The organism is Streptomyces sp. YGL11-2 (genome assembly GCF_050054615.1).
GTDB lineage: Bacteria > Actinomycetota > Actinomycetes > Streptomycetales > Streptomycetaceae > Streptomyces.
On record NZ_JBNHIN010000004.1, the window covers coordinates 206,311 to 221,818 of the forward strand.

General features: G+C 72.7%; 18 protein-coding genes. 10 read left to right on the forward strand and 8 right to left on the reverse strand.

The annotated features are described in order from the left end of the window. Positions 1–7 precede the first annotated feature (7 nt). Positions 8–1,249, forward strand: a complete 1,242-nt coding sequence (locus ACO1BR_RS07305) for an MFS transporter (protein ID WP_426794189.1) — start codon at positions 8–10, stop codon at positions 1,247–1,249. A 50-nt stretch (positions 1,250–1,299) separates the two neighbouring features. Here ACO1BR_RS07305 and ACO1BR_RS07310 read toward each other — a convergent pair whose 3' ends face one another. Next, entirely contained in the window at positions 1,300–1,779 is a 480-nt protein-coding gene (locus tag ACO1BR_RS07310) for a carboxymuconolactone decarboxylase family protein (RefSeq protein ID WP_426794269.1), read from the reverse strand. 214 nt (positions 1,780–1,993) lie between these two features. On the opposite strand from ACO1BR_RS07310, the gene ACO1BR_RS07315 reads away from it, so the two are divergent. The 4 genes from ACO1BR_RS07315 (at position 1,994) to ACO1BR_RS07330 (ending at position 5,108) form a co-directional block, all read left to right on the forward strand. Continuing rightward, the gene (locus ACO1BR_RS07315) at positions 1,994–3,424 is read left to right on the forward strand and encodes a PLP-dependent aminotransferase family protein (RefSeq protein WP_426794270.1); all 1,431 of its coding nucleotides are present in this window, start codon (positions 1,994–1,996) and stop codon (positions 3,422–3,424) included. A gap of 166 nt (positions 3,425–3,590) precedes the next feature. Then, a complete protein-coding gene (locus tag ACO1BR_RS07320; protein WP_426794190.1) occupies positions 3,591–4,160 on the forward strand; it encodes a TetR/AcrR family transcriptional regulator in 570 nt (189 codons plus the stop codon). A 44-nt stretch (positions 4,161–4,204) separates the two neighbouring features. Further along, positions 4,205–4,903 carry a VC0807 family protein gene (locus tag ACO1BR_RS07325; protein WP_426794191.1) on the forward strand — a complete coding sequence of 233 codons (699 nt, stop codon included), beginning with the start codon at positions 4,205–4,207 and terminating at the stop codon, positions 4,901–4,903. Between the two features lie 4 nt (positions 4,904–4,907). Beyond that, entirely contained in the window at positions 4,908–5,108 is a 201-nt protein-coding gene (locus ACO1BR_RS07330) for an SDR family NAD(P)-dependent oxidoreductase (protein ID WP_426794271.1), read from the forward strand. Positions 5,109–5,175: 67 nt separating this feature from the next. Here ACO1BR_RS07330 and ACO1BR_RS07335 read toward each other — a convergent pair whose 3' ends face one another. The 3 genes from ACO1BR_RS07335 to ACO1BR_RS07345 form a co-directional block, all read right to left on the reverse strand. Continuing rightward, positions 5,176–5,736 carry a nucleotide triphosphate diphosphatase NUDT15 gene (locus tag ACO1BR_RS07335; RefSeq protein ID WP_426794192.1) on the reverse strand — a complete coding sequence of 187 codons (561 nt, stop codon included), beginning with the start codon at positions 5,734–5,736 and terminating at the stop codon, positions 5,176–5,178. A gap of 21 nt (positions 5,737–5,757) precedes the next feature. Continuing rightward, complete coding sequence (locus ACO1BR_RS07340) at positions 5,758–6,315, reverse strand: AAA family ATPase (protein ID WP_426794193.1); 558 nt, start codon at positions 6,313–6,315, stop codon at positions 5,758–5,760. A gap of 235 nt (positions 6,316–6,550) precedes the next feature. Next, a complete protein-coding gene (locus ACO1BR_RS07345; protein ID WP_426794194.1) occupies positions 6,551–6,979 on the reverse strand; it encodes a nuclear transport factor 2 family protein in 429 nt (142 codons plus the stop codon). Between the two features lie 290 nt (positions 6,980–7,269). Here ACO1BR_RS07345 and ACO1BR_RS07350 point away from each other — a divergent pair, with 290 nt between their 5' ends. Then, positions 7,270–8,097 carry a ZIP family metal transporter gene (locus ACO1BR_RS07350; protein WP_159505236.1) on the forward strand — a complete coding sequence of 276 codons (828 nt, stop codon included), beginning with the start codon at positions 7,270–7,272 and terminating at the stop codon, positions 8,095–8,097. Between the two features lie 176 nt (positions 8,098–8,273). Here ACO1BR_RS07350 and ACO1BR_RS07355 read toward each other — a convergent pair whose 3' ends face one another. Then, positions 8,274–8,654, reverse strand: coding sequence for an ArsR/SmtB family transcription factor (locus tag ACO1BR_RS07355; protein WP_426794195.1), 381 nt, complete (start codon positions 8,652–8,654; stop codon positions 8,274–8,276). Between the two features lie 165 nt (positions 8,655–8,819). Here ACO1BR_RS07355 and ACO1BR_RS07360 point away from each other — a divergent pair, with 165 nt between their 5' ends. Beyond that, a complete protein-coding gene (locus ACO1BR_RS07360) occupies positions 8,820–9,977 on the forward strand; it encodes a GDSL-type esterase/lipase family protein (protein WP_426794196.1) in 1,158 nt (385 codons plus the stop codon). 25 nt (positions 9,978–10,002) lie between these two features. On the opposite strand, the gene ACO1BR_RS07365 is transcribed toward ACO1BR_RS07360, so the two are convergent. Together ACO1BR_RS07365 and ACO1BR_RS07370 are read right to left on the reverse strand one after the other, a co-directional pair. After that, entirely contained in the window at positions 10,003–10,485 is a 483-nt protein-coding gene (locus ACO1BR_RS07365) for an SRPBCC family protein (protein ID WP_426794197.1), read from the reverse strand. 99 nt (positions 10,486–10,584) lie between these two features. Further along, a complete protein-coding gene (locus ACO1BR_RS07370; protein WP_426794198.1) occupies positions 10,585–11,415 on the reverse strand; it encodes a M55 family metallopeptidase in 831 nt (276 codons plus the stop codon). 306 nt (positions 11,416–11,721) lie between these two features. Here ACO1BR_RS07370 and ggt point away from each other — a divergent pair, with 306 nt between their 5' ends. The 3 genes from ggt to ACO1BR_RS07385 all read left to right on the forward strand — a co-directional run bounded on the left by ggt (position 11,722) and on the right by ACO1BR_RS07385 (position 14,795). Next, a complete protein-coding gene (gene ggt / locus ACO1BR_RS07375) occupies positions 11,722–13,572 on the forward strand; it encodes a gamma-glutamyltransferase (RefSeq protein ID WP_426794199.1) in 1,851 nt (616 codons plus the stop codon). A 498-nt stretch (positions 13,573–14,070) separates the two neighbouring features. Beyond that, the gene (locus ACO1BR_RS07380) at positions 14,071–14,529 is read left to right on the forward strand and encodes a VOC family protein (RefSeq protein ID WP_426794200.1); all 459 of its coding nucleotides are present in this window, start codon (positions 14,071–14,073) and stop codon (positions 14,527–14,529) included. Between the two features lie 23 nt (positions 14,530–14,552). Further along, positions 14,553–14,795 carry a hypothetical protein gene (locus ACO1BR_RS07385; RefSeq protein WP_426794201.1) on the forward strand — a complete coding sequence of 81 codons (243 nt, stop codon included), beginning with the start codon at positions 14,553–14,555 and terminating at the stop codon, positions 14,793–14,795. A gap of 75 nt (positions 14,796–14,870) precedes the next feature. Here the strand turns inward: ACO1BR_RS07385 and ACO1BR_RS07390 are convergent, their stop codons facing one another. Beyond that, positions 14,871–15,407, reverse strand: a complete 537-nt coding sequence (locus ACO1BR_RS07390; protein WP_426794202.1) for an AAA-associated domain-containing protein — start codon at positions 15,405–15,407, stop codon at positions 14,871–14,873. Positions 15,408–15,508 lie beyond the last annotated feature (101 nt).

A 15,508-nucleotide genomic window follows, 5' to 3' on the forward strand; every position in this document is an offset into this window, starting at 1 on the left:
GCACCAGATGACCACGGAGAACCCGACCGCCACCCACCCCCGCCCCGCCCCCTCCGGGATACGGACCACTCGGCGGAAGTCGCCCTACCCCGCCCTCCTCACCGTCACCTACCTCCTGTTCACCGTCATGCTCGGCGGCACCCTCCCGACCCCGCTCTACCCCCTCTACGCCCAGCGCCTGCACCTCTCCCCGCTCCTGGTGGCCCTGGTCTTCGCCGCCTACGCCCTCGGCATCCTGGGCCCCCTGCTGCTCGCCGGCGGCCTCTCCGACCACATCGGCCGCCGCAAGGTACTCGTCCCTGCCGTCGCGACCGGCATCCTCAGCTGCGCCGTCTTCGCGGCCTTCCCCACCCTCCCCGGCCTGCTCGCCGGCCGCGTCCTCTCCGGCATCTCCGTCGGCCTCACCACCGGCGCCGCCACCGCCTACCTCGGCGAACTCCACCCCCGGCCGCCCCGCGCCGCCCTCGTCGCCGCCGTCACCAACATGGTCGGCCTCGGCGTCGGCCCGCTGCTCTCCGGCCTCCTCATCACCTACGCCCCGCACCCCCTGGTCACCCCGTACGCCGTGCTGGCCGCCCTGCTGCTGCCCGGCGCACTCGTCCTGGCCCTCCCCGAAACCGTCCGCACCGGCGACGCGGCCCCGGTCCGCCTCCGCCCGCAACGCCTCGCCGTTCCCGCCGACGCCCGCTCCGCCTTCACCGCGGCGGCCGTCGCCGTCTTCGGCTCCTTCGCGGTACTGGGCCTGCTCTCCGCACTCGCCGGCAAGTTCCTGGCCGAGGGCCTGCACACCACCAGCCCCGTCATGGCCGGCACGGTCGTCTGCTGCGCCTTCGGCTGCGCCGGGCTGGCCCAACTCGCCGCCGCCCGGCTGGCGCCGCGCACCGGTGCCATCGCCGGCATGGTGGTCGTCCCGCTCGGCCTGGCCGCCATCGTCGCCGCACTGCCGGCCTCGTCCCTCTCGCTGTTCCTCCTCGGCGCGGCGGTGGCCGGCGCCGGCGGCGGTGTGGCGTTCCGCTCCGGTCTCGCGCTGGTCGTGGCCCAGGCACCGGCCGGCCGCGCCGGCGAACTGGTCTCCGGCTACTTCGTCGCCGCCTACCTGGGCCTGGCGGTTCCCGCGATCGGCGTCGGCCTCCTGGTCACCGCCACCTCGCTCGGCACCGCCGCGACCGCCTTCGCCGCGGTGATCACCGTCCTCGCCCTCGTCAGCATCACCGTGACGGCGAAGACCCGGCGCGCCACGGCCGGTTGACCGGCGCGCCTGGCCGCGCCGCAGCGGGACATACCGCGGGCGGTGGCCGGTCATGCGGAACGCTGAGGTCGGCCACCGCCCGAAAGGGGAGCGGGAGCGGGGGACCAGCGGGTGCCGGGGGTCTTGCGCGTCGTGACGTTCATCCGGTTCCAGGTGTTCACGGTGAAGATCAGCGCGATCAGATGCGCCAGCTCCGTCTCCTCGAAGTGGCGGGCCGCCTCGTCGTACACGGCGTCCGAAACGCCCTCCGGGAGCCGGGTGACCGCCTCGGTCAGCGCCAGCGCGGCCCGTTCCTTCGCCGTGTAGAGGCTGGACTCCGCCCAGGCGCTGAGCTGGTGGATCCGGTCCTCGGACTCGCCTGCCCGGCGGGCGTCACCGGTGTGGTAGTCGAGGCAGTAGGCGCACCCGTTGATCTGCGAGGCGCGGATCTGCACCAGTTCCAGCAGTACCGGGTCGAGCCCCTCGCGGGCCGCGGCGTCCAGGGCGAGGACGGCCTTGAAGACCTTCGGGGCGACGCCGGTGAAGTTCATCCGCTGCGGGATCCGGACGGGCTGGGCGATCTCCTGTGCTGTCAGGTGTGCTGTCATGCCAAGAACGGTAGGCGTGGATCAGCCCCACGGTATGGTGCATTTCCGTAGCGGGTGGTTGGGGCAATCGATGCGGTCGACCGACGGGGGCGGAGGAGCGGTGCGCGACGCGGGGCACGAGGCCGAAGAGGGGCCGGCGGCGTCCGGAACGGCGCCCGTGGAGGCCGCGGAGACCGCCGCCACCTCCGCCCTCGGTACCGACCTCCACCTCGAACTCACCGGCCCCGGCCCCAAACGCGCGCAACTCATGCGCGCCCTGCGCGAGGCCGTCGGCACCGGCCGGCTGACCCCCGGCACCCGGCTCCCCCCGTACCGGAGCCTGGCCAAGGACCTCGGTGTCGCCCCGAACACCGTCGGCTCCGCGTACGGCGAACTCGTCGCCGAAGGCTGGCTGACGGCGCGTCAGGGATCCGGTACCCGCGTCGCCCGGCGCGGCACCCCCCTCCCGCAGGAGCGCACCCACCGCTCCGCTCCGCCACCCCGCCGCGCCGCCTACGACCTGACCCCCACCTCTCCGGACGCCGCCGAGTTCCCGCGCGCGGCCTGGCAGACCTCCGCCCGCCGCGCGCTGGCCGCCGCCCCCAACGACGTCTTCGGCGTGGGTGATCCGCGCGGCCGTATCGAACTGCGCACCCAGCTCACCGAATACCTCGCCCGCGCCCGCGGGGTACGGACCGCGCCGCACCGCGTCATCATCTGCACCGGCGTCGCCCACGCCCTGACCCTGCTCGGCACCGTGCTGCGCGGCACGGTGGCCGTCGAGTCGTACGGCCTCGACTTCCACCGTTCGCTGCTCACCACCGCCGGCCGCGACCTCGTCCCGCTCCCGGTGGACGCCCACGGCGCAGACGTCGGCGCACTGCGCGGCACCGCCGCCCGGGCCGTACTCCTCACCCCGGCCCACCAGTTCCCCACCGGCGGCCCGCTGCACGCCGAGCGCCGGGCCGCCGTCGTCGACTGGGCCCGCACCACCGGCGGGCTGGTGCTGGAGGACGACTACGACGGCGAGTTCCGCTACGACCGCGAACCGGTCGGCGCCCTCCAGGGCCTCGACCCGGACCGCGTGGTCTATCTCGGCTCGCTCAGCAAGAGCCTCTCGCCGGCCCTTCGCATCGGCTGGATGGCCGTGCCCGACCACCTCGTCGACGCCCTCCTGGCCGCCAAGGGCGCCCGTGAACTGTGGTGCGGCTCCCTGGAGCAGCTCACCTTCGCCGACTTCCTCGCCTGCGGCGCCTACGACCGCCATCTGCGCCGGACCCGGCAGATCTACCGCCGGCGCCGCCACCAGCTCCTCGCCACCCTCGCCCAACAGGCCCCGCACATCAGGGTGACCGGCATCGCCGCCGGACTGCACGCCGTCCTGGCTCTCCCGCCCGGCACCGAGCAGCAGTCCCTCCGTGCCGCCAACCGCCTCGGCCTCGCCCTCAACGGCCTCGCCCCCTACCGCCACCCCGACAGCCCGATGCCCGCCCACGACGGCCTGGTCCTCGGCTACGGCACCCCGCCCGAGCACGCCTTCGGCGGCGCCCTCGACGCCCTCTGCCTGGCCCTGCCGCCCGCACCGGACGACGGGCCGGCAGCCGGCTGAGCCCGCCCCCCCGGGGCCCCAGACTGCCGCCAACGGCACGACGTGGAAACCGATTTGGTCACCCACCCAGTTCGACGCGTGCTACGTTTTTACCGTGCGGTCAAAAAACAGAGCAAGCGGTAAACATGAACGGACCTTCATCGAGGAGGCGCGGCGTGCGCAGCTGGTGGACTGTGCGATTGAGGCCATAGCGGAACTGGGGTTGCACCGGGCGTCGCTGGCCGAGATCGCGCGACGGGCGGGGATCACCAAGCAGGCGATCTTCTACCATTTCGCCACCCGCGACGCGCTGATCCACGAGGTCCTGGCCGTGGCCACGCGGCAGGGCGCGGAGTTCATGGCCGAGCGGTCACGCCGGCAGCCCACGCCTGCCGACGAGTTGCGGGCCTACATCGAGGCCAACGTCGATTACATCGCCGGTCACCGCGACCGGGTCAGGGCGCTGGTGTCGATCGCGATGAACTTCACCGACGAGGACGGCCGTTCCCGGCTCCTGCCGCTCGACGCGTCGGTCTACGGCGACAGCCTCGCGCCACTCCAGGACATCCTCCGGCGCGGCCAGGAGCAGGGCCAGTTCGGGGAGTTCACCACCCGCACGATGGCGATGACGATCCGCGCGGCCATCGACGCGATCGGACCGCAGCTCGGCGCGCTGCCCGCACTCGACCTGGACGGCTACGCCCGCGACCTGGTCCAGCTCTTCGGCCGCGCCACAGCGAAGGAGGAGCGGGCATGAGCCCGCTCGCCGGGAACGCCCCACCACGCAACGGGGAGTCAGGGATGGACCACACACACGACCGGCGCGCCGACCGCGGGGTCACCAACGAGGCGGCACAGCCGCGGGGAACGCGCGACGGGGGAGCGCCCGGCGGGCGCGCGTGGGCGGCGCTGGCGCTCGATGTCGTCGTTCCCCTCGGGGTGTTCTACGGCAGCCGGGCCGCCGGCGCCGGCCAGTGGCTGTCGCTGGTCCTCGCCGGCATCGCACCGCTCGCCGGCCTCGCCCTGACCTGGGTGCGGCAGCGGCGCGCCGACCCCACCGCGCTGTTCGTGCTCGCCGCCATGCTGCTGTCGGTACTGGTCGCCATGGTCACCGGTGACCCCCGGGTGCTGCTGGCGCGGGAGAGCTGGATCACCGCGGCGCTGGGGCTGTGGATCCTCGGATCCCTGGCGCTGGCCCGCCCCTTCCTCTTGGACGTCGCCGTCAAGGTCACACCGCCCGGCATGGCGCGGCGCCTGGAGTGCCTGGAGCACGACAGCCCCGTCGTCCGCCGGTGGCTGACGGTGTCCAGCGTGGCCTGGGGCAGCGCGTTCCTGCTCGACGCCGTCGCCCGCGTGGTGATGGCCTATACGCTCCCGGTCGACAGCGTTCCCTCGCTCGGCGTGGTGGCGCTGGTCGTGATGCTCTGCCTGGCACAGGCCGTCGTGATGGTGTACGGCCGCCGCAGCGGCGCCCTCGCCCAGGTGCGCGGCCGCGGCTGAACCGATCGCGCATCCCCGCGTCGTACGGGTCACCGGCGGCGCTCAGGGCATCGGAGCGGCCATCGTCCGGCGCTTCGCGGCGGCGGGAGACCATGTGGTGATCGCCGACACCGATGTGGAGCAGGGCACCCACCTCGCCGGAACCACCGGCAGCCGCTTCGTCCGCCCCGACGGCGCGCGCCCCGACGACCCCGCCCACCCGTGATGCGCCGCTACGTGACCGCCCCGAGGCCGGTCGCTCCCGCTGCGACGGAGCCGCGTCCGCCGCCGGTTCACGAGTTCCCGGGCCGATGACCCGGTACGAGGCGCGGCCGGTCACCTCCCGCATCGCCGTCGACCGCACCGTCGTCGACTCCCGTCACGGGCAACCGGTGCGCCGCCGGAAACACGATGGCGATGTCCGGGCGCCAGGCCGCCAGGATCTGTGCGGAGGGCGTGAACAGCGGGCTGGGCAGACCGGCCGGGGAGCGCCATTCCCACGCGCTGACGTGCTCGGGCTCGGCCGCGTACGGCACACCGGCGTACGCGGTGAGGACCGCGGCCATCGTGATGCGGTTCAGGCCGTGGACCGCATCGTGCAGCATCGCGAACACCCGGACCGCGGCCGGTTCGGCGCGCAGTCCGGTCTCCTCCGCCAACTCCCGTGCGGCGGCGGCCTGCACGCTCTCACCCGGCTCGACCTTGCCGCCGGGAAGCTCCCACGTACCGGCCCGGTGCCGCCCGAGCAGTATCCTGCCGTCCGCGTCCAGAACGATGACGCCGACCCCGAACGCGGCCTGCGCCAGCGGCGGCCGATCGCCGCGCTGCCGGCTGGTGACCGTCCGCCCCTTCATTCCCGCTCCCCGCCCCTCGCCTCAGACAACGGCCTTGTCATGGGCCCCCGCCGCGATCGCCGCGGCCGTCTGCTCGGCCGTCAGCCCCGCACTGTCCAGCCACCAGCCGACCCCGGCCAACTCCTCTTCCATCGCCCGGTAGAACGGTGCCACGTCGTAGTCGACGCGTGCCACCGCCGCCCGCGTGGCATTGCGCTCCCGGCAGACTTCCACCGGGGGCGCCAACACCACGAACATGACGGGCCTCGGCCGGAGCACGGCCACCATCAGGTCCAGCGTCTCGCGGTCGGCGACGGTGTACTCGACGACCGGAAAGATCCCGTTCTCGGCGAAGTTGTTGGCCAGTGTGCACATGTTGCGTGCGCACAGCCGCAGTTGGCGCCGGGACTCCTCCGCGGGCCGCCCCTGAAACCCGACCCGCCCCTGGACGACCATGTACGACAGCACATCCCCGCTGATCTGCGCCGCCCGTTCATGATGCGCGGCCACCAGCGGCGCGACCGTCGACTTCCCCGCCCCCGGCATCCCCGAGAGAACCAGACACCCCGCGGACCGCACCCCCGCCCCCGCAGCCTCCATTCCGGCCCCTCTCCCCATCCCGATCTCCGCCCTTCCCTCCACGAACCGGGCATCCTTGCAGCCGCGTCCGCCTCCCCGCACCCGGGTTTCGCCGGCCGGCGCGTTTTCCAGGTGCCCTCGGTGCGGCGCTGCCACATGCCGCCACAGCGGCTACGCCAGGTGCTCCGGCGGCATGTGGACGCCCTGACGTCGGGCGGACAACGGTCCCGACGGAGGAGCCCTACCGGCAGGGGTGCTAGAGGTTGTCGCCCCAGCCGCTCTGCATCATGGTCTGGAACGCCCAGACGCCGTGCCGCCTGACCAGGATGTCGGCATAGCGCAACTGCCGGGTCCGGCCCTCCACCGTCATTGTCGAATCGGTGAACACCACGGCCAGGGACGGCGAGAGGAAGACGGGCGTCCGCGTGGACCGGAAGGCAATGTCCTCGCCGCCCTCGCCCATCACCCGCGTCATCGTGGCGACGAACTGCTCCCGGTTCCACTGCGCCGTACGGCCGTTGCCGGCCGAGTCGTCGCTCACGAGGTTGAGCGGGAACACCGCCATGTCGGCCATCCGCTCGATCTTCCGACGCGCGCTGTGCGCGTCGTACTCCGCGAACCAGTCGTCCAGGCTCGTGCGGTCTTCATCGGTGGGGACGTACCCGGTGTCGGGCAGAACGGTCACAGGGGCTCCTTGGGCAGCACTCGACGAACAGTCTTCAACTTTGACTAGTGGGCCGAGGGTAGGCTCCACAGGGGGTCTAGTCAAATTTGATTAGAAGGGGGTCCGGGATGAGGTGAAGGGGACCGTTTCGCCCTCCTTCGCCTCCAGTTGTCCGTCGATCCGCCACGCACCCGGCCGCGGTCCATGAATTCGCCAAGGTTTCCCAAAACCGACCCGTGGGGCTGTTAGGTGAGCCTTGCCTGACTTACTGTCTGTGGTCGTCCCCGCGCATGCTGACTGGAGTCCCCGTCATGTCCAGCACGAACATCGCCCTGCTCGGCGCCATCGCCGGCTTCACCATCTACCTCGGCCTGCCACTGGGCCGGCTGCGTACGCCGACTCCGCGGCTCAAGGCCGGGCTGAACGCGGTCGCCATCGGCATTCTGATCTTCCTGGTGTGGGATGTGCTGACCCATGCCTGGGAGCCCATCGACGAGGGGCTGAGCAAGCACCACTGGGGGCCGGTCGCGTCCGGCGGGCTCGTGCTCGTCGCGGGGCTGGCGATCGGGCTGGTGGGGCTCGTGTACTACGACGGCTGGATGGCCCGCCGACGGCAGGCCGCCGGGCGTCCCGCCGGCCCCGGAGCCGCGGCGGCCACCGAGCTGGCGCCGCGGCAGCGCAGCCAGGCCGGTTCGCTCGCGCTGATGATCGCGACCGGTATCGGGCTGCACAACTTCGCCGAGGGCCTGGCGATCGGCAACTCCGCCGCGCAGGGCGAACTCTCGCTCGCCGTCCTGCTCATCATCGGGTTCGGTCTGCACAACGCCACCGAGGGCTTCGGTATCGTCGCCCCGCTCGCGGCGGAGGGCGAACGCCCCTCCTGGACCACCCTGCTCCTGCTCGGCCTGATCGGCGGCGGCCCCACCTTCATCGGCACCGTCGTCGGCCAGCACCTGGTCAACGACACCCTGTCGATCGCCTTCCTCGGCCTGGCCGCCGGCTCGATCCTCTACGTCGTGATCGAACTGCTCGCCGTGGCCCGCAAGACCGGTCTCAAGAACCTCACCACCTGCTGCATCTTCCTCGGCCTGATCCTCGGCTTCGCCACGGACGCCGTCGTCACCGCGGCCGGCGCGTGAGCGCGGCACGCTGATCGCGCGGCAGCGGTCCCCGGCAGGACGGTCACACGGCCTGCCGGGGACCGCTGCCGTATGAGCGCCCTGCCGGGGACCGTCCGGTGCCGGCAGCGGGCCTCCCTCCGCGCGGTCGCCGCAGTGCCCTGTGCTGACGGGCCCGGTGCTCCGGTGGCGACGTCCTACAGCGTGCCCGTCAACTCCGCAGATGTCGCGAGGACGGCCGTGAGGAGCCCCGGGAAGCAGACGTCCAGGTCCGCGCGGCGGACGGTGAGGATGCGCTGCGGGCCGTGGATGCGCTCACGGATGACGCCCGCTTCGCGCAGGATCCGCTGGTGGTGCGAGAACGTCGAGCGGCTGACCCGTAGTTCCGCGAGGCGGTGCAGCTCGCTGCACGGTGACTCACCGAGCGCGGCGAGGGTCCGGACCGTCGTCAGCCGCACCGGATCGGCCAGTGCCGCCAGGACTTTCGGCAGTCGCAGATCGGCGGTGTCCGGATGCCGGTCGTCCCCGCCGTGCCCGGCCGCCGAGCCGGCGGCAGCCGCCTTGCCCGGTTCAGTCATGGTGTCCCCCTCGCCTCGGCTCGCCTCATGGGGCAAGCGTAGAACGGGCGTTGTGCTATGTCGATGCTCATCGTACAGTTCGATGCCTGTCGATCTGATCGTTCGCCATCGAACTCCTGGCGATGAGCAGATCCACCCAACGCAGCGAAACCGGGGGAGAGAAGCATGAAGGACAACTGGACCACCGCCCATCTCGCGGCGCTGGCCTGGCAGGACGCCGCCTTCGCGTTCGTTCCGCAGCCGCCGGACCTCGCCGGCCGGACGGTCCGGCAGGCCGTACGCCTCCGGCGCGGCGGCGCGGCCGTCCGGCTGGTGCTGAGCAACGAGTACGGCGACGGCCCGCTGGTCATCGACGGGATCACGGTGGCCGTCAGCGGGAGCGGCGGGCCGCCGGACGGCGACCGGGGGCCCCGGAGCGCTCGGCCGGTACTCCGCGACGGCCGTGCGCGATGGGAGGTGCCGGCCGGGGAGACCGCGCTCAGCGACCCCGTCACGCTGCCCGCAGCGGCCGGGGACGAACTGCTCGTCAGCTGCTTCCTCGCCGGTGCCGTCCCCTCCGCGACCTATCTGCACTCGGCTCAGCGGACCGGGGAGGCGGCGCCCGGGAACCAACGGGACCGGCCGCGACTGACCGGCGCCGAACCGTTCCGCTCGCTGCACTGGATCGCCCGCGTACTCGTCGACGCACCGGCGCGCGGTCCGGTCGTGGTGGCGTACGGCGACTCGATCACGAGGGGCGACGGCACCCCGGCGGACCGCGAGCAGCGCTACCCCGACCACCTCCAGCGCAGGCTGCACGCCGCGGGAGCCGGCGGCGCCGTGGTGCTGAACGCCGGGCTCGGCGCGAACCGCCTGCTGCGGACGGGACTCGGGCCGTCGATGGGGGAGCGGTTCGGGCGTGACGTCCTCGGTGTCGCCGAGGCCACCCACGTGATCATCATGGGCGGCGCCAACGACATCGCCCTGCCGGGTCTGCTCGGCGAACGGCCCCCGGCCGCGGACGAGATCACCGGCGGGCTCCTCGCCCTGGCCTCGCGCGCCCGGCAGCACGGCATCCGGCCCGTCCTGGGCACCATCACCCCCTTCGGCGGCAGCACCCTCGCGTCGTTCCGGACCGCGGGCAACGAGCGCATCCGGCAGGAGGTCAATCACGCGGTCAGGTCCCAACGGGACTGGCCCGTCGTGGACTTCGCGACCGCGGTCGCGGACCCGGACGACCCGGCCCGGCTGGCGGCGGCGTACGACTCGGGCGACGGCGTCCATCCCGGAGGCGCCGGTGCCCGGGCCCTCGCCGACGCCGTCGACCCGGCGCTGTTCGCCTGAATCCGGCGATCCGCGGGCTCGTGCGCTACGGCTCCAGGTGTGTCTTGAGGCGCTGCAAGGTGGTGGTGATGTGGGCGTCGTTGGTCCCGATGCGGTCCGAGACGCCGGTGATCGCGATGGCGATGGGGACGAACCACTGCGGTACCCGCAGCCAGTTCGTCTCGGTGACGGTGCAGCCCTCGGCGGTCGGCTCGATGTCGTACTGCCAGCGGGAGATGGGGATGCGCAGCGGTGACGCCGCCACTTCGTAGGCGAAGCGCCGGCTCGGGTCGGCGTCCGTGACGCGGCAGGTGGTGACCCAGCGGCGGAGACCGTTGCGGTTGTAGCCACGGAAGCGGGCACCCACCGCCGCGTTTCCGGCGCCCCCCAACCACCGGGCCCGATGCGCCTCCTCGGCGAACCGGACCATCACGGGCGGGTCGCTGATGACGCGGTACGCGTCCTCGGGCGTGGTCCGGATGGTCACCGAGCCGGTCGCCCCGGGCTCCGGGAATCGCGGTATGCGCATGGGTTCTCCTCCGCCGACGGTATGCAGCGCCTACCTCAGCGGAGGGGGCGGCGGTACGTCAACAGACCTGCGGGATCCGGGTGTCGGCAGCCGCCTGCCTCACTCCGCGATGCCCCGGGTGAGGAGGACGACGGTCACGAACCGCCGGTAGAGGCGGACCGGGTCCTCGTCCGTGAGCCGGACCGTGACGGCGTCGACGGGGACGACGCCGGTGATCCAGGCGGCCATGTCGGCCAGGTCCGGATTGCGGAACCGCACGGTCAGCGTGGCCGGCAGCGTGATGCGCGGGAGGCCGGTCTCCGGCAGCGCGCGGACGGCCTCCCGGGCGGTCCTGCGGATCAACTCGCGGGCGTCTTCGGGGTGCAGGCTGTCCGCCGCGAACCGGGAGACGGACGACTTGACGACGACGCTGCGGACGTCCGGGCAGAACGGTGCGATCTCGGCGGCCGTCGTGTCGTCGCCGGTGATGAGCGCGACCGGTACCCGGTGGCCCAGCGCCACCAGGGCGTTGATCGCGCTCTCCCCGGCGGTGATGCCGTTGAGGAGCACCTCGCTGATGGCCCGGGGGTTGTAGGTGTGCGAGAGCGCGGCCGGGGAGCCCGCCATCGAACCGTGGTAGGAGACGAAGAAGACGGCGTCGAACGACGGGTCCAGGCCCTGCATCATGTAGAGGGGCTTGTGCCGGCCGGACAGATAGCGGGCCCGTCCCGAGAGGGCGTCCGGGCGCAGGTTGGCCATCCGTCCGTGCGAGTCGTTGACCAGGAACGCGGTCGCGCCGCCGGCCCGCGCCCCGTCGATCGCGGCGTTGACCTCGTGCTGCAACAGGCCCCGGTAGTAGGCGTATTCGGCGGCCGACTCCTCGGCCCGGCACTGGGACCAGTCGACGACTCCCGTGGTGCCTTCCATGTCGGAGGAGACGAAGATCTTCACGTTGGCGCTCCCACTGGTGGTCCGTCGATGTCGCTGCGCGCTGGTACCAAGGTCACCGGGGCGCCGGTGCGAGGCGAAGCTAGTGCCGTACCCGACGGACCGGCAAGCGGCGGGCGCCGGCAGGGGGCGCTTCCCGCCATCGCGGCAGCGACGTGCCGGCCGGGACGACACGGGCGAGGACCGCGGCCGGCTACTGGCCGGGAACCTCAGGTTTAGCGCAATTCTTCTCGCCATTCGTTGCTGGTGCCGTCACTCGCTGCCAGGGTTTCGGTACCCCCCTCAGCACCCGAGGTATACGGAGCGTTTATGGCTATCCGTCGTGTCCTTGCCGCTGCCGTCACCGCGGCGACTGTGGTCACCGTCCCCTTCCTCGTTTCCTCCACCGCTCTTGGCTCGGCCCCTTCGCAGCCGTCCACCGGGGCGGGGCAGCGGCCCCCCACCAAACAAGCCGTCGCCGTCGGGAACGGCGGTGCGGTCTCCAGCGTCAACCCCTATGCCACCCAGGTCGGGATAGACGTGCTCAAGCACGGCGGCAACGCCGTGGACGCGGCGGTCGCCACCGCGGCCGCGCTCGGTGTGGTCGAGCCCTACTCGGCGGGCGTGGGGGGCGGCGGCTACCTGGTCTCGTACAACGCCCGCACCCACCAGATCCGCACCATCGACGGTCGCGAGACCGCGCCGGCCCGCATGCGGCCGGATTCCTTCATCGACCCGTCGACGGGCAAGCCGATCGACTTCAACACCGCGGTCAACTCGGGGCTGTCGGTGGGCGTTCCGGGCACGCCCGCCCTCTGGCAGAAGGCGCTGCACGACTGGGGGACCATCTCGCTGGCCAAGGCCCTCAAACCGGCCACGGCCATCGCCCGCGACGGCTTCGTCGTCAGCGGCCAGTTCCGGGCCCAGACCGAGATGAACGAGGCCCGGTTCCGGCAGTTCAGCTCCACCCGCGAGCTGTTCCTGCCCGGCGGCAAACTGCCTGTGGTGGGCTCGCGCTTCCGCAACCCGGACCTGGCCCGTACGTATCGCGAACTCGCCCGCAAGGGCGTCGGCGCCATCTACCACGGCGACATCGGCCGGGACGTGGTCAAGACCGTCCAGAAGCCGCCGATGGCCGCCGGGGCGCCCGCGGTGCGCGCCGGACTGATGAAGCCGAGGGACCTGGCGAGCTACCACGCCCTGGGGCAGGCCCCGACCAGGACCACCTACCGCGGGCTGGACGTCTACGGCATGGCGCCCTCCTCCTCGGGCGGCACCACGGTGGGCGAGGCCCTGAACATCCTGGAGAACTTCCGCCTCTCCCCGGCCGACCGGGTCCAGGCCCTGCACCACTACCTGGAAGCCAGCCGGATCGCCTTCGCCGACCGGAACCGCTGGGTGGGCGACCCCGCCTTCTCGCGGGTGCCGACCCAGGGCCTGCTCGCCAAGAAGTTCGCCAGGGACCGGGCCTGCCTGATCAGTCCGAAAGCGGCGCTCACCAGCCCGCTGGCTCCCGCGGACCCGAGCAGGCCGGGCTCGCGCTGCGTCGCCGGTACCGGCAGCCCGGAAGCCCACGAGGGGCCGTCGACGACCCACCTGGTCACCGCCGACCGCTGGGGCAACGTCGTCTCGTACACCCTCACCATCGAGCAGACCGGCGGCTCGGCCATCACCGTGCCGGGGCGCGGGTTCCTGCTCAACAACGAGCTGACCGACTTCGACTTCGCGCCGATCTCGGCCGGCGTACCCGACCCGAACCTCCCCGACGGCGGCAAGCGGCCCCGCAGCAGCATGTCGCCGACGATCGTGCTGAAGAACGGCAAGCCGTACCTCGCCGTCGGCTCGCCGGGCGGCGCGACCATCATCACCACCGTGCTCCAGACCCTGGTCAACCGGATCGACCTGGGCATGACGCTGCCGCAGGCGGTGGCCGCCCCGCGCATCTCGCAGCGGAACCGGACCACGACCGAAGCCGAACCCGCCTTCCTCAAGTCGCCCGACCGCGCCGCGCTGGAAGCCCTCGGCCAGAAGTTCGTGCTGGCACCGCCGGCCTTCACCCCGTCGCCCGAGATCGGCGCGGTGGCCGCGCTGGAGTTCCGGCCCCAGGGCACGATCCAGGCGGTCGCCGAACCCGTCCGGCGCGACGGCGGATCCGCCATGGTCGTCCACAAGGCCGGGTGAGCCGAGCCGGTCCGGAACGACGGCGAGTGCGGTCCTTCTCCCCGCGGGGGAGGGGGACCGCACTCGCCTCGCCGTGACGGGCACCCGGCCGACTCCGTACCTCGCCGACCCCGTACACACATTGCCGGTCAGTTAAGAAACCGCCAAGCGGTTGTGCCGCCGTCCGAACCCGGGCCTACACTCTTTGAGGTTCGCAGAGGCCGCTTCGCGCAGGCCCCCTCGAACCGCGGTGAGTCGGGCAGGCCGGCCGGTGCGGCCGGACCGGCCGTGTGCCCTTCGCCGAGTCGAGATGTCACCGACGCGCACCGCATGCGTCCCGGGCCGGAAGGAGGCGAGAGACATGGATTGCAGTTGCAGTAGTCCGGGCCGTCATCGGCCCCTTCCCCGCTTGTCCTCGCACTCTTCCGGCACGCGGTAGCCACCCCGCGGCCCTCGACTCCCCTCTGACCAAGGGGCTGCCCCTCTGACCAAGGGACAGGGAACGGAGGTCCGTTCACCATGCTCGTCGCACTCGACCACGTCCAGCTGGCCGCCCCGGCCGGCTCCGAAGACGTCCTGCGCGCCTTCTACCTCACCGCGCTCCAGATGACGGAGGTCCCCAAACCGTCCGGGCTCGCCCGGCACGGCGGCTGCTGGTTCGAGGCCGACGGCGGCCAGGTGCAGATCCGGGTGGACGTCGAGACCGGTTTCCGTCCGCCGCGCCGGGCGCACCCCGCGGTCCGGGTGACCGAACTCGATGCGCTCGCCGCCCACTTGGAACGGCACGGCGCCCCGGTCGTCTGGTGTGTCAGCCGGCTCGGCCAGCGCCGCTTCTACACCCAGGACCCGGTGGGCAACCGCCTGGAATTCCTGGAGACGATCGAGCCGGCCGGACTCGCCGAGCCGCCGGCGCCCGCCGGCCCCGTCGTGCCGGCAGTGTCCATCGCGTCCATCGCGTCCGTCGCGTCCGTTTCCTGAACGGCACCCCCGGGAGGTACGCCATGACCCACCCTGCACTCAACGCCCTGCGCCTCGTCCTGGACGACGGGATCGAGCGCACCTATCTGCTCGAATCGCCGACGCCCGCCGCGCTCGCGACCGACACCCCGCCGTCGTACGACGTCTGGGTCCACCTCTCCTACGTCCTCGCCCAGCAGGGGCGCGACGCGGCGTGGCTGACCCGGTATGTGGGGCTGCCGTGGGCCGCCGCGTACCGCATCGTGGCGGCCGCCCAGCAGCCGTAGCCGGCGCCTGGGAGACCGCCTGCCCACCCGGTGCCGTGTGCGCTCCGGGGCCCGACTCGCCGGACGGGCCCGGGGTCACAGTTTCGCCTGCGCCCCCGGTTCCAGGGTGAGTTCGGCGTCGTCCCGGTTGTAGTCGTACAGCTCGGCGTAACGGCCCCAGTCCACCGCGGTCTCCAGCTGGTTGCGTGCCTCCTCGGCGGAGAAGCCGCGGCGCAGCAGGTCCAGGAAGAAGTCCTCGCGCAGGGTGTGGTCCTCGGTGGCCGCCAGCGCCTGGACGATGGCGCGGACCAGCGGCGCGTGGGTGGCGGCGTGGCGGGCGAAGAGCTGCTTGCTGGTGAGGATGTCGGCGGCGACCAGCTCCCGGCCCGCGTCGGTGACGACGATCCGCGGGCCGTCGGTCCGGGCCAGGCCCAGCAGCACCGCGGCGTCGACGAGCGGCAGGAGGTCGTCGACCTCGAAGTTGAGCTCGTCGGCGATCTCCGCCAGACCGTCCTCCCCGCCGCGGGCGACCAGGATTTCCAGCAGGCCCGCCAGCCCGCCGACGCTGACATTCGGCAGCGGGGCGCTGATCGGCGTCGGCGCCGGCGCCGGCCGATGTGTCGCCCCGACCACNCGTCCTCCCCGCCGCGGGCGACCAGGATTTCCAGCAGGCCCGCCAGCCCGCCGACGCTGACATTCGGCAGCGGGGCGCTGATCGGCGTCGGCGCCGGCGC